Genomic DNA, 22792 nt, shown 5'->3' with positions numbered 1-22792 from the left:
CCTGCGCATGCTCACGTTCTACAACGAACACCACGCCCAGCAGGCCGCCTGCCTCGATGCGCCGTGGGAGGGGCAGCCCGGCGCGCTGGCCCTGACCCTGGCCGAGTGCGAGCGGCGCGGCCTGGGGCGCATCGTCACCCCGCAGGGCGTGCCGCTGGTCTCGCTCGAGCGCGTGCACACGCCGCGCTACCTGCACTTCCTGCGCACGGCCTGGAGCGCCTGGGCTGCGCGCGATCCGGCCAACGCCGGCAAGGATCTGCTGCCCGTTTTCTGGCCGCCGCACGGCGTCCCGACCGAAGCGGATCCGGACGATTTGCTGGCGCGCCTCGGCCTGTTCGCCGCCGACCTGCGCACGCCCATCGTGGCGGGCAGCTGGAGCGCGGCCCGGACCGGCGCCGACTGCGCCATCAACGCCGCGCACGCGCTGCGCCTGGGCGAACGCGGCAGCTTCGCCCTGACCCATCCGCCCGGCCAGCATGCGCGCGCCGCGGGCTTCGGCGGCGGCTGCTTCCTGAACAATGCGGCGCTGGCGGCCCAGCACCTGCTGGACGACGGCCTGCAACGCGTGGCCATCCTCGACATCGCGCGCCACCATGGCCACGGCACCCAGGACATCTTTTATGCGCGTGGCGACGTGCTCCATGTGTCGATCCACCTCGACCCGCGCCATGCCTATCCGTTCTACGCCGGCCACGCGGCCGAACAGGGACAAGGCGCGGGACTGGGATACAACATGAACCTGCCGCTGGCGCCGGATTGCGGCGGCGCGCAATGGTTCGCCGCGCTGGAGACGGCCTGCGTCAAGCTGGCCATGTGCCGGCCCGAGGCCCTGGTGGTTTCGCTGGGCGCGGGCCTGGCGTCGGCCTTCGGGCTGCAGGGCGGCGACTTCCTGCGCATCGGCGAACGCATTGCCCACCTCGGCCTGCCCACCGCCTTCATCTTCGAGGGCGCCCAGGGCAGTGGCACGCCGGACCCCGGAACGACTACAATCAACGTCCTCGAAGGCTTCGAAACCGCTGCGTGAGCACGCCTCGAAACCATGCTTGCGCGGCCCCATACCACCCCGGCTATTCCCATGATCGACTGGCAGTTCACCCATTTCAACGACCTCACCCCGGCCGACCTGTACCAAGTGCTGGCCCAGCGCCAGGACGTGTTCATCCTCGAGCAGACCTGCCTGTATCCCGACATCGACGGGCTCGACCCGCAGGCCCACCATTTGCTCGGCTGGCGCAAGGTCGACGGCAAACGCCAACTGGCGGCCTACCTGCGGGTGCTGGGCCCGGGCGTGAAGTATGACGAGATGTCGCTCGGCCGCGTCATCACGACCAAGGCCGCGCGCGGCAGCGGGGCCGGCCGCGCCCTGCTGGAGGAAGGCATCGCACGCGCGGAGGCGCTGTATCCGGGCCACCGCATCCGCATCGGCGCCCAGCAATACCTGGAAAAGTTTTACCAGGGCTTCGGCTTCGCGACCGTCTCCGCCCCCTACGACGAAGACGGCATCATGCACGTCGATATGCTGCGCTAGGAAAAGCGCAGCTGGTCCTGCTTGCCCGACCAGCGCCGCCCCACCAGCAGGACCAGTCCGGCAGCCAGCGGCGCATAACCGCGCGGTTCGGGCACCGCCGCGACCAGGTCGAGCCGCACCGACAGGCATTCGTCGCCACGGCAGGCCCTGCCGAGGATCTGCCGGGCGTCGTTGATGTCGTAGGCTTCCACCAGTTGCCAGCCGTCGGCGCCCTCGACGAACCGGTTCAGGTCGCGCATCTTCCCGTCCAGGTACAGGAAGGCCGTACGCTGGTCTTCCCAGTACTGGGACCAGCCTACCACCATCCCGAGATTGTTGATGGCCCTGGCCTCGCCCGGCACATAGTCGTAGCCCTCGAGCGGCCCCAGGGAGCGCATCGCAGCGCCGGCGTAGATGAAGGGCACCATGTCGCCGGTTTCGTCGTCGGACCACCCGACCACCTGGCCCAGGTCGTTGATGTCGTTGGCGGCGCTGTTCCAGCCGCCGAGGCTGCCCAGGTCGTGCATGCTGCCGTCCTGGTACAGGAAGGCGTGCCCGGTCCAGGGCGAATCGGCTCCCTCGTAGGTCGAGTTGCCCACGACCTGGCCGCGGTTGTTGATCGCGGTGGCGACCGACCAGGTGGTCCAGTCGCGCAGGGTGCCGAGCATGTGGACGGCGCCGTTGGCGTCCATCCAGGCGTGCTGGTCGCCCCCGAAGGTGGCGTACTCGCCGGCCACGTGGCCCAGGTCGTTCAGGCCGTTGGCGCGGCCGCTCTGGAATTCGTCGAGCGCCGGGCCGGCGTGCCGCAGCGTGCCGGATGCGTACAGGAAGGGCTGGCCGTAGCTCCCGTTCAGCGCGCCGGCGACGTCGCCGCGGCCATTGATCGCGTAGCCGTAGCTGTCCGCGCCGAGCCCCAGATCGATGAGCGCGGCGCCATCCCAGATGCTCACGCCCGTGCTGGTATTGCCGACGATACGGCCGGCACCGTTCATGGCCGTCGCATCGAAGCCGGCAGGCAGGAAGGACATCGTATAGATCGGTTCGGCCAGTGCCACGAGCGGGCAGGACAGCAGCGCCAGCAGTGACGCGAGCGTGATTTTTCTTGATGCCATGATCGCCTCTGCGAGTTATCGGAATCACAAGGATGCTGCATGCTTCGACGGGCGCTCTGCGATAACTCAGGCGGGCACAGGGTTCACCGCTTGATCAAGGAAAACCGGGGAGTGCCGATGGCAGTCCCCGGTTGCCGGCCAGAACAGGCTGCTACTGCTCCAGCAGGCCCGCACGGCAGTCGCCGTACTCGGTGCAGGCGTAGGCGGCGATCTGCTGGGCGTCGTTGATGCCGACCGCATCGAGCACCGTCCAGATGCCGCGCTTGGCGACCAGGTCGTTCAGGTCGGCCATCACGCCGTCGCGGTAGAGGAAGGCGTGCGCGAAGCTGTCGCCCGGAACGTCGCCGGCGCGGGTCGAGTAGCCGACCACCATCCCGGCATTGTTCAGGGCGCGCGCTTCGGTGGAGGCGCCGCCGAGCGAGCCGATGTCGATCATTGCGCCGCCGCGGTACAGGAAGGCGTGCTGGATGTCGGCGTTCACGAAGCTCATGCCGGCCACCTCGCCGCGCTCGTTGATCGCCGCAGCCGCGCTCGACGGGCCGCCGAGCGTGCCGAGGTCCTTCATCACGCCCTGCGTGTACAGGAAGGCGCGCTGGGCCGTGAAATTGCGCAGGAAGGACACGCCCACCACCGCGCCGGTCTTGTTGATCCCGGTCGCGCGCGCTACTCCGCTGCCGAGGCTGCCGATCGCGGTCATCTTGCCGCCCGAATACAGGAAGGCAAGGTCGTTGCCCTTGCGGTCCAGCGCGTATCCGGCCACCTGGCCGGCCGCGTTGATGGCGGTGCCGAAGGTCGGCCGGCCGTTCAGGGTGCCGAGGTCGCGCAGCGCGCTGCCGCTGTACATGAACGCATGCGACACCCCTCCCTTCGTATCCGAGAAGCCGGTCACCTGGCTGGCCGGGCTGATGGCTGCGGCGACGCTGGAATTGCCGCCGAGCGTGCCCAGGCTCGTCATGGTCCCGCGCGACCACAGGAAACCCCGTCCATCGGTCCCGACGCCGACGATGCGCCCGCTGGCGTCGATGGCATGCGGCGTGGTGTTGGACGGCAGGAAAGTCATTTTGTAGATGGGCTGGCCATGTGCGGCGAGCGGGGCGAGGAGCGAGGAAGACAGCAGGAGGGGCAGCAGAGAGTGGCGCATGACTTACCTTGATGCTTGAGTGAAGGGAACTTGCAGCATCTCGGATAGCCGACCCAGCGGGTTTGATAAATCTCAATGTCCAAAATCTCATCTGGACGTTCGGTATTTATCGGCGCGGCTGCGCCGCCAGCCGGCCGGCCATGCACACGACCAGTGCGGCGAGCAATAACCAACCGTCCGGCTCGGCGTGCACGGCTTGCTGCGGCAGGCAGGCGGCGGCATGTGCCACGGGAGCGGCGGCCGCTGCGGGGACGGCGGGCACGGCAAGGAAGGCCAGCAGGTCAGGAAGGAAAGACATGGGCGCACAGGCAGGGTCATCGGGAACAGCAGCATCCGGCATGTGGCGGCCGCGGCCTGTGCGCCAGCGCAGGCGTGCGCGCAAAAAAGAACAACACCTTACAAGTTTAGTAACTTGTAGGGTGGAGGGTGACCATCTCATTAACCGGGGCAGCGCCCCGGTCTTTCGCAAACCGCGGTGTTACTCCACCTTGGTCAGGATGATTTCGAACACCAGGCCATTGTTGGGCGGAATGCCGCTGGAGCCGCGCGCACCGTAGCCCAGGCTGGCCGGCACCTCGATGGTGCGCTTGCCGCCCACCTTCATGCCGGTCACGCCCTGTTCGAAGCCCGCGATCACGGCATTGGTGCCGAGCTTGAACGGGAAGGAATTCGACTCCAGCTGGGCGCCCTTGTGGTTGGCGGCCGAGGCGCTGTACAGCCACAGGGTATAGGTGACGGTGGCGGTCTTGCCGGAAACGGCCTCGGCGCCGGTGCCGAGCACGTCGTCGGTCTTGACCAGGGCGGTCGGGTTGTTCGGGTTGACGACCGCGGCGCCGGAATCGTCCCCGCCGCCGCCGCAGGCGGTCAGGCTGAGGATGGCGACAAAGGCGGCGATCAGGGGAAACTTCAGCTTCATGGGAGTTCCTTAAGGTACGGGTGGGGTGCGGAAAGTTTATGCAGCGAAACCCTGAACCTTACCCGAGCCTTGCAGGAGCGTCTGTCCCCCGACTGTCCGCCTTTTGTATTTTTCTGTGTTCCTTTGTAATCAGATCTCGACCTGGGTGCCGAGCTCGATGACCCGGTTCGGCGGGATCTGGTAGTAGTCGGCGGCGGCGCGCGCATTCCGCGACATCATCACGTACAGGTGCTCGCGCCACGGCGCCATGCCGCCGCCCGGGGCCGAGATCACGGTCTGGCGTGCGATGAAGAACGAGGTCTCCATCATCTCGAAATGCAGGCCGAGGCCGGAACACTGGCGCAGGATGCCGGGAATGTCCGGCTCGTCCTTGAAGCCGTACTCGACGTTGAGCTGGAAGCAGTTGTGGCCGAGCTCCACCACCTCGACCTGTTCTTCCGCCGGCACCCACGGCACTTCGCGGATGTGCACGGTGAGGAAGACGACGCGCTCGTGCAGCACCTTGTTGTGCGACAGGTTGTGCAGCAGGGCGTGCGGCACGCCGTCGCTTTCGCCGCGCATGAACAGCGCGGTGCCCGGCACGCGCGCCGGCGGCGCCACGAACAGCGACTCCATGAAGGCTTCCAGCGGGATCGCATGCTTTTCCAGGTTCTCGAACACCAGCTCGCGGCCGCGCTTCCAGGTCAGCATCAGGGTCAGCAGGATGGTGCCGAGCAGCAGCGGGAACCAGCCGCCGTGGAACAGCTTCAGGGTGGTCGACGAGAACAGCATGATGTCGATCACCAGGAAGAAGCCGGTCGCGCCCAGGCACACGGCCAGCGGCAGGTGCCAGCGGTAGCGCGTGACGAAGAAGGTCAGGATGGTGGTCGCCATCATGGTGGCGGTCACCGCGATGCCGTAGGCGCCGGCCAGGTTGTCCGAGGAACCGAAGCCGATCACGGCGATGAGCACCACCGCCAGCTGCAGCCAGTTCACGGCCGGGATGTAGATCTGGCCGATCTCGCTTTCCGAGGTGTGCAGGATGCGCATGCGCGGCAGCAGGCCGAGCGCGATGGCCTGCTTGGTCATCGAATAGGTGCCGGAAATGGTGGCCTGCGAGGCGATCACGGCCGCCATGGTCGACAGGATCACCAGCGGGATCACGCTCCAGGTGCCGAGCTGGTGGAAGAAGGGATTCTCGACCGCGTCCGGCTGCATGATCAACAGGCCGCCCTGGCCGAGGTAGTTTAGGGCCAGCGCCGGGAAGCAGATCGAGAACCAGGCCAGGCGGATCGGCTTGCGGCCGAAGTGGCCCATGTCGGCGTACAGGGCCTCGGCGCCGGTCATCGCCAGCACCACCGCGCCCAGCGCAACGAAGGCCAGCAGGCGGTTTTCCAGCATGAAGTGGAAGGCGTGCCAGGGATTGAGCGCGTTCAGGATCACCGGCGCTTCGATGATGTTGATCACGCCCATGACGGCCAGCGTAAGGAACCACACCAGCATGACCGGACCGAAGAAGCGGCCGATGCCGGCGGTGCCGTGGCGCTGCACGCTGTACAGCAACACCAGCACCACCACCGCCAGCGGCACCACGTAATGCGCCATGCCGGGCGCCGCCACTTCCAGGCCTTCGATCGCGCCCAGCACCGAAATCGCCGGGGTGATCACGCTGTCGCCATAGAACATGGTGGCGCCCAGCACACCGATGACCATCAGGGGGAAATACCAGCTCGAGGTCTTGGTGACCGAATTGGTGGCCAGCGCCATCAGCGCCATGATGCCGCCCTCGCCGCGGTTGTCGGCGCGCAGCACCAGGGTCACGTACTTGAGCGAGACAATGATCGTCAGGCTCCAGAAGATCAGCGACACGATGCCGAGGATGTTGGGGGTGGTCAGGGGCAGGCCATGCTCCGCGTCGAAGATAGCCCGCAAGGTATACAGGGGGCTGGTGCCGATGTCGCCGTAGACGATGCCGACGGCGGCCAGGGTCAGCGCCGCGACGCTGCTCTTCTTGTTTTGTGAACTCAAGGTTGCACCATTGTTCTGTTCTTGGTGCAGCGCACCATAAAATAACGACAAGAAAATTGCAAGAACATTTCGTAAGGACATACTACACCTGTCGGAAAACCGGCTGCGCCAGCAGAGAAATTGCGCATCAGGGATAATGTCACCCCAGCAATCGCCCTCCCTCGCCCATGCGTTCCGGTATCCTGTCCGCCGCCCTTGCCTTCCTGTGCTGGGGCCTGTTCCCTATTTATTTCCACGCCCTCGGCGACGTGCCGCCGGTGCAGATCCTGGCGCACCGGGTGCTGTGGTCGCTCGCTTTTCTTCTGCTTGTGCTGGGCTTCCGGCGCCAATGGAAATGGCTGGCCATCGTGCGCCAGCCGCGCGTGTTCTGGAGCTTCGCCGCTTCCGCGCTGCTGCTCTCGGCCAACTGGCTGGTGTACATCTGGGCCGTCAAGAACGGCCACGTGATCGAGGCCAGCCTGGGTTATTTCATCAACCCGCTGGTGAACATCATGTTCGGCTACCTGCTGCTGAAGGAACGCATGCGCCCGGCGCAATGGGCGGCGATCGCGCTCGCCGCGCTCGGCGTCGGCTGGCTCACCTGGCAGTCGGGCACGGTGCCCTGGATCGCCCTGTTCCTGGCCGCCTCCTTCGGCGGCTACGGCCTGCTGCGCAAGACCGCGGCGCTGGGCGCGCTGGAAGGCCTGTCGTTCGAGACCATGGTGCTGTTCCCGTTCGCGGCCGCCTACGTGGGCTGGCTGACCCTGAACGGCGCCAACGCCTTCCTGAATGCGCCGCTGGATTCGACCCGCATCCTCCTGATCATGGCCGGGCCGATCACGGCGATCCCGCTGCTGCTGTTCGCCACCGGCGCGCGCCAGATCCCGCTGTCGATCCTGGGCCTGCTGCAGTACCTGTCGCCGACCATCCAGTTCCTGCTGGGCGTGTGGCTGTTCCACGAAGCCTTCAGCAGCGACCGCCTGGTGGGCTTCCTGATGATCTGGGCCGCGCTGGCGCTGTTTGCCGGCGAAGGGCTGTGGCGCAGCCGGAGCGCGGCAAGCCGCCCGGCCCGGGCAAGCTGATCCGTCCCGCGCCCGGGCAAACAAAAGTCCTAAAGTCCTATCTCGGGCGCGGGTTCTGTCGTATCCTCTGCACCTTAATCAACACCAGAGTTAAAGCATGGCCAATTACGTCTATACCATGAATCGCGTGGGCAAAATCGTCCCGCCAAAACGCCAGATCCTGAAAGATATTTCCCTGTCCTTCTTCCCGGGCGCGAAGATCGGCGTGCTGGGCCTGAACGGCTCGGGCAAGTCGACCCTGCTGAAGATCATGGCCGGCATCGACACCGACATCCAGGGCGAAGCGCGCCCGATGCCGGGCCTGAACATCGGCTACCTGCCGCAGGAACCGCAGCTCGATCCGGAAAAGACCGTGCGCCAGGAAGTGGAAAGCGGCCTGGGCGAAGCCTTCGAGGCCCAGGCCAAGCTGGAAGCCGTGTACGCCGCCTATGCGGAAGAAGACGCGGACTTCGACGCCCTCGCCAAGGAGCAGGAGCGCCTCGAATCGATCATCGCCGCGGCCGACGGCGGCAACCTGAACCTGCAGATGGAAATGGCCGCCGACGCGCTGCGCCTGCCGCCGTGGGACCAGAAGATCGGCGTGCTGTCGGGCGGCGAGAAGCGCCGCGTGGCGCTGTGCAAGCTGCTGCTCTCCAAGCCCGACATGCTGCTGCTGGACGAGCCGACCAACCACCTGGACGCCGAGTCGGTCGAGTGGCTGGAGCAGTTCCTGCTGCGCTTCCCGGGCACCGTGGTCGGCATCACCCACGACCGCTACTTCCTCGACAACGCTGCCGAGTGGATCCTGGAGCTGGACCGCGGTTCGGGCATCCCATGGAAGGGCAACTATTCGTCCTGGCTGGACCAGAAGCAGGCCCGCCTGAAGCAGGAAGAAGCCACCGAATCGGCGCGCCAGAAGGCGCTGGCCAAGGAACTCGAATGGGCGCGCCAGAACCCGAAGGCACGCCAGGCCAAGTCCAAGGCGCGCCTGGCCCGCTTCAACGAGCTGAGCGAATTCGAATACCAGAAGCGCAACGAGACCCAGGAGATCTTCATCCCCGTGGCCGAGCGCCTGGGCAACGAAGTCATCGAGTTCAAGAACGTCTCGAAGGCCTTCGGCGACCGCCTCCTGATCGACAACCTGTCCTTCACCGTGCCGCCGGGCGCGATCGTCGGCATCATCGGCCCGAACGGCGCCGGTAAGTCGACCCTGTTCAAGATGATCGCCGGCAAGGAACAGCCGGACAGCGGCGAAGTCGTGATCGGCAAGACCGCCAAGGTCTCGCTGGTGGACCAGAGCCGCGACGAACTGGCCAACAACAAGACCGTGTTCGAAGACGTCACCGGCGGCGCCGACCTGCTGAGCGTGGGCCGCTTCGAGATGCCGTCGCGCGCCTATCTCGGCCGCTTCAACTTCAAGGGCTCGGACCAGCAGAAGGTCGTGGGCAACCTGTCGGGCGGCGAACGCGGCCGCCTGCACCTGGCCAAGACCCTGCTGCAAGGCGGCAACGTGCTGCTGCTGGACGAACCGTCGAACGACCTCGACGTGGAAACCCTGCGCGCACTGGAAGACGCCCTGCTCGAGTTCGCCGGCAGCGTGATGGTGATCTCGCACGATCGCTGGTTCCTGGACCGTATCGCGACCCACATCCTGGCCTTCGAAGGCAATTCGCAGGTGACCTTCTTCGACGGTAACTATCAGGAATACGAAGCCGACAAGAAGAAGCGCCTGGGCGAAGAAGGCGCCAAGCCGAAGCGGATCCGTTACAAGCCACTGACGACCTGAGCGCATCGGTAAGTGCTTGTTTTACAAGAAAAGCCCTCGCACAGCGTGGGTTTTTCTTTAGCCGGGTCGGGCGCCAGCGCCACCCGCGGCATAAGGGCACACGGGAGACGAAAAGTGTTGAGGGTAATTGCAAAATTATAAGATAATTCCCAATTATCAATTATTCGACTGTCGGCATTCATGCAAGTTCACTTAACGTACGATGTCGAGATCTGGGCGGATGGCTGGACCGACATGGGGACACGCCTGCCGGCGGCGTTCCGCCGCCTCACGTACGGACCGCCGCCGCAGGAGCGCGGCGCCCTGCCGATCAACCTGCAGATCCTGCGTGACAACGGCCTACGGGCGGTGTTCTTCGTCGAGCCGCTGTTTTCCTATTACTACGGACTCGACGCCTTGCAAGAGCTGGTGGGCCTGATCATGGAGGCGGGCCAGGACGTGCAGATGCACATCCATCCCGAATGGCTGGATGAATTGCCGAACGAGATCGTCCCGCGTCGCCAGAAGACGGCGATGCTGCACAGGTTTTCGCTGGACGAGCAGGTAGCGATGCTGGACGCCGCCGCCGGCCGTCTGGTGGAGGCAGGAGCGCTGCGCCCGACCGCATTTCGCAGTGGGAACTACTCGGCCAACGCCGATACCCTGCGTGCGCTGGCACGCATCGGCGTCAAGGTCGATTCCAGTTTCAATGCCTGTTTCGATTTCCCCTATCCTGACAAGGGCAGCGCGCGCCTGCTGCATCCCTCGCGGATCGAGGGCATCGCCGAGTACCCGGTGACGCTGTTCCGCGACGGATTCGGACGCGTGCGCCCTATGCAGATCACCGCCTGTTCGCTCTCCGAGCTGGTGCAGGGCCTGACGCAAGCGCGTGACCAGGGCTTGCCGGCGGCGACGCTCGTCTCGCACAACTTCGAGCTCCTGAGCGCAGACCGCCGCAGCGAAGACCGGATCGTTACGCGGCGCTTCGCCGGCCTGTGCGAGTGGCTTGGCCGCAACGCGGCACAGTTCCCGACCGCGTCGTTCGATCCGTCCGTGGTCCCGGCGGTGCCGCCGGCCTGGGAGCTGCCGCAGGTCTCACCACTGGCCACCGGGCAACGTTATGTTGCCCAGGCGGCGCGCAGGCTGATGCATTAAGAAAGGGCAATGATGAGTCTCTGGCAAGTACGTGACGTGCCGTTCAAGTTCCAGTTGAGCGACTGGACCTTGTTGCAGGCGTCGCTGCGCCTGCAACTTCGCTCGATTGGGCTGGCCGAGGCGGGAAATCCGGCGGCCATCGCCATGCCCGGCAAGGATCAGCTGGCCCCGGGCAGCCAAGGCTTCGCCCTGCGGCGCATGCCGGTGGACGAAGCGCTGCCGCGACTGGCGCGATCCGGCCCGTTCCTGCGCTATGTTCCCTTGCAGTACCAGCACTGCTACATCGATCTGAACAGCTCGTTCGAGGAGTACCAGAAGAAATTCTCTTCCAAGACGCGCTCGACCATCAACCGCAAGATCCGCAAGTACACCGAGCACTGCGGCGGCACCCTCAAGTGGCATTCGTACCGCAGCCCGGACGAGGTGCCGGCCTTCTTCGCGCTGGCGCGCTCGGTGTCGAAGCTGACCTACCAGGAAAAGCTGCTGGACGCGGGGCTGCCCGATACGCCCGAGTTCATGGAACATGCCCGCGCATTGGCCGCCAAAGGGCACTTGCGCGCCTATATCTTGTTCGACGGCGAACGGCCGGTCTCCTACCTGTATTGCCCGGTTGAGGGCGAGGTCGCGATCTACGCCTACCTGGGTTACGACCCGGCCTACATGCATTTGTCGGTCGGTACCGTGCTGCAGTGGCTGGCGCTGGAAGAAATGTTCAATGAAGGCGGCCTGCGCTACTTCGATTTTACCGAAGGCCAGTCCGATCACAAGCGCTTGTTTGCCACCCACCAGCGCCAGTGCGCCCACGTGTTCCTGGTGCGTCCCACGCTGCGCAATGCCGCCCTCATCCGTGGACATGCATTGATGGACAGTTTTTCCGTCTGGGCAGGCGAATTGCTGGACCGTTACGGCGTCAAGGCAAAAGTAAGGAGGTTGATCCGTGGACATGGCTGAGGTGCGCGACATATCGCCCGGTACGGTGGCGCGGCGCGGTTTCGTGCGCGCGCATACCTCTGCTGCCTGGGAACAGGCCTACTTGCCTAGCAATGGCTGGCGTGGACCGCTGGCGGTAAGCCGCGTTGCAGGCGCCGAGATCGCATTCGCCCGCAAACGCGCGGGCAAGCTCGATGTGTGGGCGCTCGGCGGCTATTACTGGCCATGGCGCGGCGTCGCCGTAGAGCCAGGCGCTGGCGAACAAGCACTGTCCGGGCTCGCCGCCGAGTTGACGCGCCGGCCGTGTGGCCCCCTGCTGCGCATGGGACCGATCATCGACGGCGACACCGATACCCAGCGCTTCGTCAGCCTGCTGCGCACGCACGGCTGGCGCGGCCTGAAACAGGAAACCGGACAGGTGTTCGAACTGTCCCTGCCCGCCTCGATGGAGGCAATGCAGGCCCAGGTCAGCGGGTCGCTCTGGAAGAACATCGCGTACCAGCGCCGCCGCCTCGACAAACAGGCCGCGGTGAGCGCCGAACGGCACCAGCTCACCGCGGAGCAGGCCCTGCCGCTGCTGCAGCGCGCAGCCTTGGTCGAGCAGGCCTCCTGGGTGGCCCAGCAAGGCGGGGAAGTCAAGCTGGTGGGTGCGCAGAATCAGGACTACTGGTCGCGGCTCGCGCAGCAACGCGACGGTCCGGCGGTCGTGCTGTGGCTGCTGTCGTGCGGCGACCGCGACATCGCATTTTCGCTCCACCTCGAACATGGGCAGACGATGTGCATCGTGGCGAACGGCTATGACGAGGCGTGGAAGGCGTCCAGTCCAGGCTCGGTGCTCTCGGTCGACATTTTCCGCGATGCGATCGGGCGCGGCGTGCGCCTGGTCGACTGGGGCCAGGGCGATTCCGGGTACAAACAGCGCTGGGGTGCGCAGCCTGGCGCGCGGATGCTGGACCTGATCCTCTTCCGGCCGGGACTGGTCGGCGCGCTTGGGTACCGGATGTTGAAAATGGCCTTGTCCGGTTGGGAGCCCCTGTAGTGCGCGCACTGTGGAACCACGAGCGGATGGTGCTGCTGCGGGAACGCGGCGGTCCGCGCAGCCTCGGCTTCTGGCTGCTACGCAAGACCTTGGCACTCGATATATACACGCTGTTTGCGCTGCCGCTGCGAGACATGGGCGCGTCGTGCCCGCCAGGCTGTACACTGCTGCGGCTGGCCTCCGAGGACGACCTGGTGCGTTGTCCCGGCAGCCTACTCGAGCAAATCGGCCCCCATACCGGAGCAGGAGTACGCAACGTGCTCGCACAAGGAGGTCGAATCTACGCGTTGGTCGAAGATGGCGCCGTGCGCTCGCAGACCCGCATCGACATCGGCGCCGCTCGCACCGATACACCATGCCCCCTCACCTTCGAAGTGGGGCCGCATAATGCGTTCCTGAGCTTCCTGTACACGCACCCCGCAAGCCGGCGCGGCGGCTGGGCCAAGAAGCTGCTGGTCGCCACCGCATCCAGCATGGCGCAGGAAGGGCTGCAGGTCTGCCTGTCGCACGTGCAGGCGACCAACTTGCGTTCCGTAAACACCTTCCTGAGCCTGGGCTGGCAGCGTGCCGGCTGGCTGGTGGCTAGCCGGACAGGGCGCTACCTCGGCACGCTCGGCGCGCACCGCGACCTGCGCGTGCTGCGCTGACGCCTTTTCTGGAGCACAGAACCAGTCGCTGTCCACTTGCGCGCATCGGTAAGTGTTTGTTTCGTAATGAAAGCCCCGCATTGCGCGGGGCTTTTTATTCCCGGAAACGAACGCGGCGTACCCAAGGCGGTGTGTAGAATCTTCGTCGATGAGGCCTTTGGCCATGACTGTCCGCTGCCTTTGCAAGGAACGGACTGACGGAGCCTATGAGTGATTACCGCGACAACCGCGTCCCGGGTGGGACGTTTTTTTTCACGGTGCGCCTGCTCGAACGCGGCAGCACCCTGCTGACAGACCATATTTCCGCCTTTGGCGAAGCGATGCGCCTGGCGCGCGTGCGCAAGCCCTTCCACGTCGACGCCTGGGTGGTCTTGCCGGACCATGCACACGCGATGTGGACCCTGCCGCCGGGCGACCACGACTGTTCGAGCCGCTGGCGCGCGGTCAAGATCGCCTTTTCCAAGGCGCTGCGCAAGTCGATGCCGGGGGTGGGCGACGGCGCCATCTGGGAACGCCATTACCAGCACTACCGGGTCGGCGACGACCATGAGTACGCGGCGCTGGTCGACTATACCCACCTCGAAGCGGTACGGCACGGCTTCTGCAGCCACCCGCGCGAATGGCCCTGGTCCTCGCTGCACCGCTTCCTGCTTGCCGGCCATCCGGCGCCGACACCGCAACCGGCACTGATCGTGCCGCCCTGGGTGCACCGACCGCAGCCCAACGGCTTTGCCCGGCTGTGAATGGATCGATGCGGTCCGCTGCACAGTTCATGCGGCTTGCATGGCTTTGGTGAGAATTCGCGTGTATTCGCGCCCATCCGCTGCCTATGATGCTGACTCCTTCACCAGCGGGCTCCCACCATGGCCTTACCGACCGATTCCCGCCCTAAACTGGCCTGGATCCAGGCACTGCGCGGCATTGCCGTGCTGCTCGTCGTCCTGACCCATGCGCGCTATGCCTTCCTGGACACCCCGGGCTGGAAACTTGCCGACGAGCTGCTGCGCCCGGGCGCGATGGGCGTCGACCTGTTCTTCGTCATCAGCGGTTTCATCATGGTCTATACGACCCGCAACACCATTGGTAGCCCGTATGAGGCCGCCGATTTCCTGGTGCGCCGCTGCGCCCGCATCTGGCCGCTGTACGCATTGGCCACATGCGCCTGGCTGACGGTCAACCATCAGGGATTCGGCTGGCTGACGCACTGGCCTCAGTTTCGCGCCCTGCTGCTGAGCTTGAGTTTCCAGCCGGTCGATCCGGACAACCCACTGTACTTCAGCCTGTCCCTGCCGCTGGGCTGGACGCTGAATTTCGAGATGTATTTCTACCTGCTGTTCGGCCTGTGCCTGCTGCTGCGGCGCTGGCGCTGGTTGGCCCTGGTCGGCTGGATCGCCATCACGGTGCTGCTGCTGCCTGCCTACAAGCGCGACCTGACACTGGACGTACTGACCAACTTCCGCTTCTCGTTCGCCTACCTGAACCTGGTGACCAATCCGATCATTCTCGAGTTCCTGGCCGGCGTCGCCATCGGCTGGCTCTACCTGCAGGACTGGTTCAGGCTGCGCTCGCGTGGCGTGGCGCGGCACCTGGTGTTGCTGGCCCTGTGCGGCACGGTCTGGTATGGCTGGAGCGGGCTGGGCACTTTCCACGGTCCCACCCAATGGGGAGCGGCCGCTGCGCTGATGGTGCTGGCACTAGCCTTGGCCGGCAAGACCATCGAACTGGCGCCGCCGCCGGTCCTCGTATGGCTGGGGACGATTTCTTTCTCGCTCTATCTCACCCACACCACGCTCCAGTTGCTGGTCACGCGCGGCGTACAATCCATTGGCGGCGATGTCCACGGCTGGAGCCATGTGCTCCTGAGCACGGCCCTCGCGGTGAGCGTGGCGGCCATGGTCCATCATTACCTGGAGCAACGGCTGTCGAACATGATGGCCCAGGTCCTGCGCCGCGCGATCGCGCCCCTGCGTGGGCCCGCGGTCCCTGTCGCCGACGCGGTTCCGCTCACCCGGGCATGAAGACTGGCCAGCAACGCAAACAGAAACGCAAAAAGGCCCCGCAGGGCCTTTTTGCGTGGGTGAAGCGAAGGCTTAGAAAGCGTACTTCGCGCCGATGGTGAAGACGTCGGCCTTGGCGCCGAAATCCTTGCTCTTGCCATAGCGCTCGTACTCGCCGATCAGCGAGACGTTTTGGTTCAGCTTGTACTCCGCGCCGAGCGCGCCGTAGGCTCCGGTCTTGCTGCGGCTCATGTTTTGCGCGGCATTCAGGGTTTCCAGCTCACTTTTCACGCGCGTCGCGCCCAGCTTGCCGTAGACCGAGAACTGCTCGTTGACCGGGAGCGTTGCCTTGGCGGCCAGGTAGTACGCGTGGCCCTTGGTTTCGCCACGGTTGTTCACGCCGCCGATCGAATAGTTGACGTCCGACTTGCGGAAGTCGGTGTAGCCCGCCTCGACACCCCAGGTCTGGTCGAACTCGTACCCGCCGAAGATCTTGCCGGAAGCCTTGTAGCCTTCGGTGTCGACGTTGGTGGCACCCGACATCTTGAAATCATGGTCGGCGCTGGCGATACCGGCGCCGAGATAGGCGCGCGGCGCGGTGGTGGTCTGGGCCTGGGCCGCCGACATGGCGGCTGCGGATGCGATCAGTGCAACGATGAGCTTTTTCATTGTGAATCCTTGTTGACTCGTCTGGTTCGCGATTCCCAGTGAATCGCGATGTAGCCAAGATAGCAGCGAAGTTGCTTAATTAAAGTCCCAAGGCCGTAAAAACTGTAAGGAAATGTAAATAACTGACCGATCAGTTAGATATTTACCACAGAAGATATTGAAAAAAGCCTGCTGTTTAGTCGATGTTACGGAAAGTTAGATTGATTCGCGCACCGAGCGGCCTGGTGGTTTTGTTGATTCCGTGCATCCAGTTGGCCTGTAGCTTTCCTGCCATGAACAGCAGACTGCCATCCGTCAACGGCAGCTTCAGGGTCTCCTTGCTAGCCTTGTGGCGCAGGATGAAGGGCCGTGTGGCGCCGAAGCTGACCGAGGCGATGGCCGGCTCGGGGCCGAGTTCGGGCTCGTCGTCGCTGTGCATGCCCATGCTGTCGCGGCCATCGCGGTAGTAATTCAGCAGCACGCTGTTGTAGCGCCGCCCGGTGGCTTGCTCGGCCGCCTGGCGAATGACGTCGAGCAGCGGGGTAAACGGCGCCGGGGCCAGGCGCAGGCCGGAATAACGATAGGCCTTGTCGCCGTGCCAGGCCGAGAGGCGCGGCTGCAGGTGGCGCTTGCCGTACACGAGCACGGTCTCCTCGCGCCAGTCGGTCTCGGCAATCAGGCGCGCCAGCACTAGCGCGTTTGGCCACGGCAGCGGCAGCTGGGCGAGGAAAGCCAGTTCGCCGTCGCGGATGGGGATCGGCATCAGGGCCGGGGCTGAGGCAAATAAATCCATTGCGCAAGTTTCATCGCTATGATGAGGGTTTCGGTCACCACGGCATTTTCGCATGGACAAACGTCACTTCCTGGGCGCGGCGCTCGCCACCGGCGCCCTGCCCGCCAGCGCTGCGGCGAGGCCGGCCGGCACAGGCGGCCCCATCCTGCTCACGATCACCGGGGACATCCAGCGCAGCAACCGCGGCGCCCTCGACCCGGTACGCGACCAGATGATGTTCAAGCAGAAGCTGGCGTTTACGAAGGCATGCGCGCTGGATTTCGCCGCCATCGCGGCCTTGCCCCAGCACAGCATCCGGCCGACGCTGGAGTACGACGGCAAGCCGCATACGCTGCGCGGACCGCTGCTGCGCGATGTGCTGGCGCTGGCCGGCGTGCAGCCCGGCGCTGCGGGCAAGCTGCTGTTGCGGGCGGTGGACCGCTATGCCGCCGCGGTCCCGATGGCGCAATTGCGCGCCTGGGGCTTCATCGTGGCGACGCAGCTCGACGGCCGGCCGATGGCGCTCGGCGGCCTGGGACCCTTGTGGGCGGTGTACGACGCCGACCGCGTGCCGGAGATGGCGGCGCGGCCGGTCAACGAGCGCTTTGGGGCATGCCCGTGGGCGCTGTACCACATCGAGGTTCAAATGTAGCGCGTCGAACGAAACCCCGAGCCATCGGGGGAATTGTTAAACGCTCTCAGGCGTAGGCTTCGGCCAGGCTCATGACGCGCGGCGTCACGTCGATGCCGACATTGCCGAACAGGGCTTCGATCGCGGCCAGATTAGCCTTGCATTCCTCGGCCTTCCAGCCGTTGAACAGGTCGGTGCCGTCCTTCTGGAAATGCAGGTCCAGCACCTTGCCCTTGTCCTTGTGCACATAGCTCTGCTGGTGGGTGTTCTTGAAGCCGAGTTCGGCCAAGCCCGCCAGCACGGTCTGCGGCGGATTGTCCGGATCGGTGGCGAGGAAGACGCCAAAGGTCTTGCCAGGCGGTTTGGCGGCAACGTCCACTTCGTAGATACCCGGGGCCTTGGTAACGCTAGTGCTCTTCAGGAACAGCATGGTGTCACTCCTTCTCCTGTGGCCCGCAAGACAGGCATGGCGGGCGATCATTTTTGTATTCTCAGCGTTCTAGCTTATTGCTCTCCGGGAACTTTGTCGATCACTGTCTGCACATTTTTCGTTTTAGCGCAGCAATAAGCCCCAGACTGTGCCGCCGATTAACAACGCACAAGCCACCATGCCGGTAATAAAGCCGAATTCGCGGCGCGCCGGGTCGCGGTAATAGCCGAGCGCATAGGCGATGCGGCCCAGGCACCACAGCAGGCCGCCGGCCGCCGCCCACAGGTCGCCCAAATAAAAGGCGCACAGCCACAGCGGCACCAGCAGCAGCGGCAGCTGCTCGAGCGTGTTGGCCTGCACCCGCTGGCAGCGCAGGAACGCTTCCGGACCATCCATCGAGGGCGCCGGGACGTCATGGCGGATGCGCGCGCGGCCGGCGTTCACGCCGGTCCAGAAATACACGCCGAGCGCGGCCAGGGTGGCCCAGGCGGTGAAGAACATTGGGACTCCTGTGGATAAGGCTTGGGATAAGGGCATGGAAAAGTGTCTGAAAAGCCGTGGAAAAGGGTTGGGATAAGTGCTGGATAAGGGGAGGAACAAGCCTTGGATAAACGCTGGGTAAGTGCTGTATAAACCCGGGATAAGTTCAGGCCTCGCCGCGCTTGCGCCGCGCCAGCGCGGCAGTCGGCGGCACCAGCGCCTCGTACAGGCGGCCGGTGGCGGCGTCCCAGCGCGTGACGGCGTCCTGCTGGCGCGCCACGGTGGCGAAGTCGCCGCGCGCCACCGGGCCGCTGAGCGCGGCTTCGGGTCCGAGGCGGAACACGTTGGCCAGCGCCTCGGTCGCCAGCGGCTGCGCCAGTTCGCGCGCGACCTGCGCCGGCACCCCGGCCGCCTCGTAGGCGCGCAGCGCGGCGTCGACCACGGTCACCAGGTAGTTCGACGCGAACACGGCGGCGGCATGGTAGACGGTCTTGGCGCTCGGGTCGATGCGCACCAGGCGCGCGCCGATCGCCGCGAACGCCGGTTCCAGCACGGCCAGCGCCTCGGGATCGCCTTCGATACCGCAGAAGGTGCCCATGAAACCGGCGGCCACCGCGCCCGGATCGGCAAAGCTGCGCACCGGATGCACGCTGGCGACGTAAGCGCCCGCTTCGCGCGCGGCCCGCAGTTCATCGGAGGCCTTGGCGCCGCTGCAGTGGAACACGACCGCCCCTGCCAGCGGCTGCACGGCCGCCAGCATGCTGCAGGCGGGCCGGATCTGGTCGTCGCGCACCGCCAGCATCCAGACCTGGGCTGGACGCGGGTCGTCGGCGCTGCCCTTGCAGGCGCGGCCGGCGCCGATGAAGTCCACCGCCGCCTGCGCGCTGGCCTCGCTGGTGGTCAGCACGTCCTGCACGGCGAAGGCGCCGTGCGCCGCAAACAGGCGCCCCAGCGCACGGCCGACATGGCCGGCGCCGACCAGGTTCAGCGTCGCCACCTCAGAAACCGGAGCCGGGCAGCGCCAGGTAGGCCAGCTCTTCCGGGGTCGAGGCGCGCCCGAGGATCGGGTTACGGTGCGGGAAGCGGCCGAAGCGGGCGATCACGCCGCGGTGGCGGTGCGCATAGTCGAGCGCCTCGCCGAAGCCTTCGTGCTGCGCGGCCAGTTCGGTAAACAGGGTCACGGCCTGCTCCTGCATGCGCGCGTCCTCGGCATGCTCGAAGGGCATGTAGACGAACTGGCGCTCGACCGGCGACAGGCCCAGGTGCGCGCCCGACTCCACCAGCTGGCGCGCGCTGGCCAGTGCCAGGATGTCGCCGCTGAAGGATTCCGGCTTGCCGCGGAAGGCGTTGCGGGTGAACTGGTCGAGCACCAGGATGCGCGCCAGGGTGCCGCGCGGCCCGATCTCGTCCCATTCGCGCAGGCCGCCGGCCACCGCCTGGTTGATCAGGGTCGCGAAGCGCTCGCGCAAGGCGGTATCGAAGGCTTCGTCCTTGCGGAACCATTCGATGCGCTGCTGTCCATGGCCCTCGGCGTCGGCCGGCAGGAACCAGAAATCGAGAACGTCTTGTGCTTGCATTGATGAACCCCAGTAATGAATAACACCACTTATTGTTGTAGATTTTTTCTTAATTGCGGGCGTGCGAAAGCTGGAAGGCTTCCAGGCCCTCGAACGCGGCCAGCTCGGCGGCGAGCTCCGACAGCGGCGCGCCGCTGCGATTCGACAGCGCCAGCGCCACGAAGCGCCACTCCTGGCGTCCCTCGTCGCTGCTGATCGTGAGCGAGCTGCCCGCGATCTCGTAGCCGCGCTCGAGCGCGGCTTGGCGCAGCACCTCTTCGCGCGGCAAGACCTGCGGCTTGAAGCGCATGCGTACCGCCACCGCGTGGCGCGAGGGCAGGATGGTCTCGAGGCGGTTCAGGTAGATCATGATCATCCCGGAGAAGAAGGCCAGGCCCATCGCCGCCAGGTAGAAGCCGACGCCGACCAGGATGCCGATCGCCGACGAGGCCCAGATCGAGGCCGCCGTGGTCAGGCCGCTGATGTTGAAGCCTTCGCGCATGATCACGCCGGCGCCGAGGAAGCCGATGCCGGTCACCACACCCTGGATGATGCGGGTCGGGTCGACCGGGGCCAGCACGCCGCCATGGCCGCCGTACCAGAAGTCCGGATAGCCGGCCAGGATGGTCAGCGCCGCCGAGGCCATGCACACCAGGCCGTAGGTGCGCATGCCGGCGGCGCGGCCGTGGTAGGCGCGTTCGTAGCCGACCAGCAGGCCGAGCGCCAGCGCGCCGGCCAGGTGCAGCAGGATCAGGCCATTGGTGACGATGCTGGATTCGGACCAGTAAGTGGCCAGCAGGGAATGCGAAGGCATGGCGGGTCGTTACGCTCCCGGCTTCTTGCGCACCAGCTGCTTTTCGAAAGCCTCGTCATGCTTGCTGATCCGCTTGACCTCCTGCGGACCGAGGCCGTTCACGTAGGCGACGAAGTCGTCCAGCTCGAGCGGCGCGTTGAGCGCCGGCGCGCCGGGCGCCTCGGACAGGTAAAACAGTCCGTCGCCGGTGCGCGCCATCGAGTACGCAGTGTTCCCGGTGCGCTTCTTGAGGCGCTCGACCGCCGCACTGGCGCGGGTGGAACGGGCGCCGGCCACTAGAATGCCTCCGTGCGCGCGATCAGCCAGTCGCGCGCCGCGCCGGAAACAACCGGCTCCAGGCGCGCGCGCACGGTGGCGTGGTAGGCGTTCAGCCACGCGATCTCGTCCTCGCGCAGCAGCGATCGCTCCAGCGGGCGGGTGTCGATCGGGCACAGGGTGAGCGTCTCGAAGCCGAGATATTCGCCGAACTCGGTGCTGTCGACCACCCCGTTCAGCACCAGGTTCTCGATGCGGATGCCCCAGCGGCCGGGCCGGTAGATGCCCGGCTCGATCGAGGTGATCATGCCCGGCTCCATCGCGGTGTGCGGGTCCGGCGGCACCGCCGGGGAGATCGTCTGCGGGCCTTCGTGCACATTCAGGAAGTAGCCGACGCCATGGCCGGTGCCGTGGCCGTAGTCGATGCCGGCGGCCCAGATCGGCGCACGCGCGATCGCGTCCAGCAGCGGCGCGCGGGTTCCGCGCGGGAAGCGCGTCGCCGACAGGTTGATCAGGCCCTTCAGCACCAGGGTGTAGTCGCGCCGCTGCGCATCCGAGGGCGTGCCGACCGGGATCACGCGGGTGATGTCGGTGGTGCCGCCCAGGTACTGCCCGCCCGAGTCGACCAGCAGCAGGCCGTCGCCCTCGATGGTCGCGCAAGTGGCTTGCGCGGCGCGGTAGTGCATGATCGCGCCGTTGGCGTTGAAGCCGGCGATGGTCGAGAAGCTCGGGCTGATGAAGTTCGGGCGGCGGGCTCTCGCAGCCGTGATGTGAGTGTCGATCGCGACCTCGTCGAGCGGAGCACGGCCCGGGTTGGCCAGCTCGGCTTCCAGCCAGCAGAAGAATTCGCACAGCGCGGCGCCGTCCTGCTCCATCGCGGCGCGCACGTTGACGGCCTCGCTGTCCAGCTTGCGCGACTTGGCGAAGGTGGTCGGGTTGATCGCTTCGACCACCTTGGCGCCCGGGTTGACGGCGGCGCGCATGCCGGCGGTCACGCGGCGCGGATCGAGCAGCAAGGTGGCGCCGTCCGGCAGCGCGCTCAAGGCGGTGGCGGCGTTGGCGTAGGGAGCCAGGTGCACGCCGTCGTGTTCGAGACGGGCACGCAGCTCCGGCGGCACCTTGCCCTCGCCGACGAACAGGGTGGCGTCGGCGCGGCCGATCAGCGCGTGCGCCAGGAACACCGGGTTGAAGCTGACGTCGGCGCCGCGCAGGTTGAACAGGTAGGCGATGTCGTCGAGCGTCGAGATGAAGTGGAAACCGGCGCCGTGCTGCTCCATCGCGGCGCGGGTCGCGGCCAGCTTCTCGAGGCGGCTGATGGTCGCATACGGCGGCAGGTGCTCGAATACCGGGTCGGCCGGCAGCGCCGGACGTTCCTGCCAGACCTCGTCGAGCAGGTCGACGTCGGTACGCAGCGTGATGCCTTTGGCGGCCAGGGCATCCGACAGCAGGCGCGCGCCGGCCAGGCCGAGCACGCGCGCATCCACGGCCACCGTCTGGCCGGCCGCCAGGTTCGCCGCCAGCCAGTCGACGTGCATTTGGCTCGCCGCGCCCGGGATCTTCATCAGCGCGATCTCGCTGCCGGCCAGTTCGGTCTCGGCCTGGGTCCAGTAGCGGCCGTCGGTCCAGACGCCGGCGAAGCCGGCGGTGGCGATGAAGGTGCCGACCGAGCCGGTGAAGCCGGACAGCCATTCCCTGCCCTTCCAGTGGCCGGGCAGGTATTCCGACAGGTGCGGGTCGCTCGACGGCACGACGTAGGCATCGATGCCGGCGCGCGCCATCGCGCTACGCAGTTGGGCCAGGCGATTGCTGCGGACTTGTTCGAATTCTGGGGTGGACATGGCTTGTTCGTTCTTTGTTTTCCAAGCCACGTATGATACGCCGCAATGCTGCGCCGTGGCGCTTCTGGTTATTGCACTACGACATCATCCGCTACAATGCCCGCATCAAGGA

The 22792-nt window shown here is 66.0% G+C and carries 25 protein-coding genes; 11 read left to right on the top strand and 14 right to left on the bottom strand.

Features of this window, described 5'->3' with window-relative positions:
- The first annotated feature begins 7 nt into the window (after positions 1-7).
- Together AB3347_RS08270 and AB3347_RS08265 are read left to right on the top strand one after the other, a co-directional pair.
- The gene (locus tag AB3347_RS08270) at positions 8-1024 is read left to right on the top strand and encodes a histone deacetylase family protein (protein ID WP_369091305.1); all 1017 of its coding nucleotides are present in this window, start codon (positions 8-10) and stop codon (positions 1022-1024) included.
- A 51-nt stretch (positions 1025-1075) separates the two neighbouring features.
- Positions 1076-1528, top strand: coding sequence for a GNAT family N-acetyltransferase (locus AB3347_RS08265; protein WP_369091304.1), 453 nt, complete (start codon positions 1076-1078; stop codon positions 1526-1528).
- Here AB3347_RS08265 and AB3347_RS08260 read toward each other — a convergent pair.
- The 5 genes from AB3347_RS08260 to AB3347_RS08240 all read right to left on the bottom strand — a co-directional run bounded on the left by AB3347_RS08260 (position 1525) and on the right by AB3347_RS08240 (position 6683).
- Complete coding sequence (locus AB3347_RS08260) at positions 1525-2619, bottom strand: hypothetical protein (RefSeq protein ID WP_369091303.1); 1095 nt, start codon at positions 2617-2619, stop codon at positions 1525-1527. The genes AB3347_RS08265 and AB3347_RS08260 overlap by 4 nt on opposite strands.
- Before the next feature lie 151 nt (positions 2620-2770).
- Positions 2771-3760, bottom strand: coding sequence for a hypothetical protein (locus tag AB3347_RS08255; protein WP_369091302.1), 990 nt, complete (start codon positions 3758-3760; stop codon positions 2771-2773).
- A 106-nt stretch (positions 3761-3866) separates the two neighbouring features.
- On the bottom strand, positions 3867-4058 hold the full coding sequence (locus tag AB3347_RS08250) for a hypothetical protein (protein WP_369091301.1): 192 nt from the start codon (positions 4056-4058) through the stop codon (positions 3867-3869).
- Between the two features lie 180 nt (positions 4059-4238).
- On the bottom strand, positions 4239-4676 hold the full coding sequence (locus AB3347_RS08245; protein ID WP_369091300.1) for an FKBP-type peptidyl-prolyl cis-trans isomerase: 438 nt from the start codon (positions 4674-4676) through the stop codon (positions 4239-4241).
- Between the two features lie 129 nt (positions 4677-4805).
- Positions 4806-6683, bottom strand: a complete 1878-nt coding sequence (locus AB3347_RS08240) for a potassium transporter Kup (protein ID WP_369091299.1) — start codon at positions 6681-6683, stop codon at positions 4806-4808.
- 167 nt (positions 6684-6850) lie between these two features.
- On the opposite strand from AB3347_RS08240, the gene rarD reads away from it, so the two are divergent.
- The 8 genes from rarD to AB3347_RS08200 all read left to right on the top strand — a co-directional run bounded on the left by rarD (position 6851) and on the right by AB3347_RS08200 (position 15277).
- Positions 6851-7744 (top strand): EamA family transporter RarD, encoded by an 894-nt coding sequence (gene rarD / locus AB3347_RS08235; protein WP_369091298.1) that lies wholly within the window; start codon positions 6851-6853, stop codon positions 7742-7744.
- 97 nt (positions 7745-7841) lie between these two features.
- Positions 7842-9509 carry an energy-dependent translational throttle protein EttA gene (gene ettA, locus AB3347_RS08230; RefSeq protein ID WP_369091297.1) on the top strand — a complete coding sequence of 556 codons (1668 nt, stop codon included), beginning with the start codon at positions 7842-7844 and terminating at the stop codon, positions 9507-9509.
- Between the two features lie 180 nt (positions 9510-9689).
- Entirely contained in the window at positions 9690-10643 is a 954-nt protein-coding gene (locus tag AB3347_RS08225) for a hypothetical protein (RefSeq protein WP_369091296.1), read from the top strand.
- Positions 10644-10652: 9 nt separating this feature from the next.
- Complete coding sequence (locus AB3347_RS08220) at positions 10653-11594, top strand: GNAT family N-acetyltransferase (RefSeq protein ID WP_369091295.1); 942 nt, start codon at positions 10653-10655, stop codon at positions 11592-11594.
- Positions 11587-12612 (top strand): GNAT family N-acetyltransferase, encoded by a 1026-nt coding sequence (locus tag AB3347_RS08215; RefSeq protein WP_369091506.1) that lies wholly within the window; start codon positions 11587-11589, stop codon positions 12610-12612. The genes AB3347_RS08220 and AB3347_RS08215 overlap by 8 nt, the downstream gene beginning before the upstream one ends.
- Positions 12612-13259 carry a GNAT family N-acetyltransferase gene (locus AB3347_RS08210; protein ID WP_369091294.1) on the top strand — a complete coding sequence of 216 codons (648 nt, stop codon included), beginning with the start codon at positions 12612-12614 and terminating at the stop codon, positions 13257-13259. Before AB3347_RS08215 ends, AB3347_RS08210 begins: the two co-directional genes overlap by 1 nt.
- 206 nt (positions 13260-13465) lie before the next feature.
- Positions 13466-14002 carry a transposase gene (locus AB3347_RS08205; protein ID WP_369091293.1) on the top strand — a complete coding sequence of 179 codons (537 nt, stop codon included), beginning with the start codon at positions 13466-13468 and terminating at the stop codon, positions 14000-14002.
- Positions 14003-14122: 120 nt separating this feature from the next.
- Complete coding sequence (locus AB3347_RS08200; protein WP_369091292.1) at positions 14123-15277, top strand: acyltransferase family protein; 1155 nt, start codon at positions 14123-14125, stop codon at positions 15275-15277.
- Positions 15278-15349: 72 nt separating this feature from the next.
- Here AB3347_RS08200 and AB3347_RS08195 read toward each other — a convergent pair whose 3' ends face one another.
- Together AB3347_RS08195 and AB3347_RS08190 are read right to left on the bottom strand one after the other, a co-directional pair.
- Positions 15350-15925 (bottom strand): porin family protein, encoded by a 576-nt coding sequence (locus AB3347_RS08195; protein ID WP_369091291.1) that lies wholly within the window; start codon positions 15923-15925, stop codon positions 15350-15352.
- A gap of 175 nt (positions 15926-16100) precedes the next feature.
- Positions 16101-16697 carry an alpha-ketoglutarate-dependent dioxygenase AlkB gene (locus AB3347_RS08190; protein WP_369091290.1) on the bottom strand — a complete coding sequence of 199 codons (597 nt, stop codon included), beginning with the start codon at positions 16695-16697 and terminating at the stop codon, positions 16101-16103.
- Positions 16698-16749: 52 nt separating this feature from the next.
- On the opposite strand from AB3347_RS08190, the gene AB3347_RS08185 reads away from it, so the two are divergent.
- The gene (locus AB3347_RS08185) at positions 16750-17328 is read left to right on the top strand and encodes a molybdopterin-dependent oxidoreductase (protein ID WP_369091289.1); all 579 of its coding nucleotides are present in this window, start codon (positions 16750-16752) and stop codon (positions 17326-17328) included.
- Between the two features lie 46 nt (positions 17329-17374).
- On the opposite strand, the gene AB3347_RS08180 is transcribed toward AB3347_RS08185, so the two are convergent.
- From AB3347_RS08180 to AB3347_RS08150, 7 genes are all read right to left on the bottom strand, one after another.
- Positions 17375-17737 (bottom strand): hypothetical protein, encoded by a 363-nt coding sequence (locus AB3347_RS08180; RefSeq protein ID WP_369091288.1) that lies wholly within the window; start codon positions 17735-17737, stop codon positions 17375-17377.
- A gap of 123 nt (positions 17738-17860) precedes the next feature.
- The gene (locus AB3347_RS08175; protein ID WP_369091287.1) at positions 17861-18238 is read right to left on the bottom strand and encodes an MAPEG family protein; all 378 of its coding nucleotides are present in this window, start codon (positions 18236-18238) and stop codon (positions 17861-17863) included.
- Positions 18239-18383: 145 nt separating this feature from the next.
- Entirely contained in the window at positions 18384-19214 is an 831-nt protein-coding gene (locus tag AB3347_RS08170) for a Rossmann-like and DUF2520 domain-containing protein (protein ID WP_369091286.1), read from the bottom strand.
- 1 nt (position 19215) lies between these two features.
- Entirely contained in the window at positions 19216-19794 is a 579-nt protein-coding gene (locus AB3347_RS08165) for a DUF924 family protein (RefSeq protein ID WP_369091285.1), read from the bottom strand.
- Positions 19795-19843: 49 nt separating this feature from the next.
- The gene (locus AB3347_RS08160; protein WP_369091284.1) at positions 19844-20587 is read right to left on the bottom strand and encodes an MgtC/SapB family protein; all 744 of its coding nucleotides are present in this window, start codon (positions 20585-20587) and stop codon (positions 19844-19846) included.
- Positions 20588-20596: 9 nt separating this feature from the next.
- Entirely contained in the window at positions 20597-20863 is a 267-nt protein-coding gene (locus AB3347_RS08155; protein WP_369091283.1) for a hypothetical protein, read from the bottom strand.
- Complete coding sequence (locus AB3347_RS08150) at positions 20863-22680, bottom strand: aminopeptidase P family protein (RefSeq protein ID WP_369091282.1); 1818 nt, start codon at positions 22678-22680, stop codon at positions 20863-20865. The genes AB3347_RS08155 and AB3347_RS08150 overlap by 1 nt, the downstream gene beginning before the upstream one ends.
- Positions 22681-22792: the final 112 nt, after the last annotated feature.

The organism is Massilia sp. X63, from assembly GCF_041023745.1.
In the GTDB taxonomy this organism is placed as follows: domain Bacteria; phylum Pseudomonadota; class Gammaproteobacteria; order Burkholderiales; family Burkholderiaceae_D; genus Telluria.
The sequence above is the reverse complement of the archived record's forward strand: the minus strand, read 5'-3'. Positions and strand labels throughout refer to the sequence as shown.

Bases quoted from the DNA above. Each gene is read 5' to 3' on its own strand.
- AB3347_RS08270 (WP_369091305.1), top strand. From the start codon at position 8: ATGCTCACGTTCTACAACGAACACCACGCCCAGCAGGCCGCCTGCCTC.
- AB3347_RS08265 (WP_369091304.1), top strand. From the start codon at position 1,076: ATGATCGACTGGCAGTTCACCCATTTCAACGACCTCACCCCGGCCGAC.
- AB3347_RS08260 (WP_369091303.1), bottom strand. From the start codon at position 2,619: ATGGCATCAAGAAAAATCACGCTCGCGTCACTGCTGGCGCTGCTGTCC.
- AB3347_RS08255 (WP_369091302.1), bottom strand. From the start codon at position 3,760: ATGCGCCACTCTCTGCTGCCCCTCCTGCTGTCTTCCTCGCTCCTCGCC.
- AB3347_RS08250 (WP_369091301.1), bottom strand. From the start codon at position 4,058: ATGTCTTTCCTTCCTGACCTGCTGGCCTTCCTTGCCGTGCCCGCCGTC.
- AB3347_RS08245 (WP_369091300.1), bottom strand. From the start codon at position 4,676: ATGAAGCTGAAGTTTCCCCTGATCGCCGCCTTTGTCGCCATCCTCAGC.
- rarD (WP_369091298.1), top strand. From the start codon at position 6,851: ATGCGTTCCGGTATCCTGTCCGCCGCCCTTGCCTTCCTGTGCTGGGGC.
- ettA (WP_369091297.1), top strand. From the start codon at position 7,842: ATGGCCAATTACGTCTATACCATGAATCGCGTGGGCAAAATCGTCCCG.
- AB3347_RS08225 (WP_369091296.1), top strand. From the start codon at position 9,690: ATGCAAGTTCACTTAACGTACGATGTCGAGATCTGGGCGGATGGCTGG.
- AB3347_RS08220 (WP_369091295.1), top strand. From the start codon at position 10,653: ATGATGAGTCTCTGGCAAGTACGTGACGTGCCGTTCAAGTTCCAGTTG.
- AB3347_RS08215 (WP_369091506.1), top strand. From the start codon at position 11,587: ATGGCTGAGGTGCGCGACATATCGCCCGGTACGGTGGCGCGGCGCGGT.
- AB3347_RS08205 (WP_369091293.1), top strand. From the start codon at position 13,466: ATGAGTGATTACCGCGACAACCGCGTCCCGGGTGGGACGTTTTTTTTC.
- AB3347_RS08200 (WP_369091292.1), top strand. From the start codon at position 14,123: ATGGCCTTACCGACCGATTCCCGCCCTAAACTGGCCTGGATCCAGGCA.
- AB3347_RS08195 (WP_369091291.1), bottom strand. From the start codon at position 15,925: ATGAAAAAGCTCATCGTTGCACTGATCGCATCCGCAGCCGCCATGTCG.
- AB3347_RS08190 (WP_369091290.1), bottom strand. From the start codon at position 16,697: ATGGATTTATTTGCCTCAGCCCCGGCCCTGATGCCGATCCCCATCCGC.
- AB3347_RS08185 (WP_369091289.1), top strand. From the start codon at position 16,750: ATGGACAAACGTCACTTCCTGGGCGCGGCGCTCGCCACCGGCGCCCTG.
- AB3347_RS08180 (WP_369091288.1), bottom strand. From the start codon at position 17,737: ATGCTGTTCCTGAAGAGCACTAGCGTTACCAAGGCCCCGGGTATCTAC.
- AB3347_RS08175 (WP_369091287.1), bottom strand. From the start codon at position 18,238: ATGTTCTTCACCGCCTGGGCCACCCTGGCCGCGCTCGGCGTGTATTTC.
- AB3347_RS08165 (WP_369091285.1), bottom strand. From the start codon at position 19,794: ATGCAAGCACAAGACGTTCTCGATTTCTGGTTCCTGCCGGCCGACGCC.
- AB3347_RS08160 (WP_369091284.1), bottom strand. From the start codon at position 20,587: ATGCCTTCGCATTCCCTGCTGGCCACTTACTGGTCCGAATCCAGCATC.
- AB3347_RS08150 (WP_369091282.1), bottom strand. From the start codon at position 22,680: ATGTCCACCCCAGAATTCGAACAAGTCCGCAGCAATCGCCTGGCCCAA.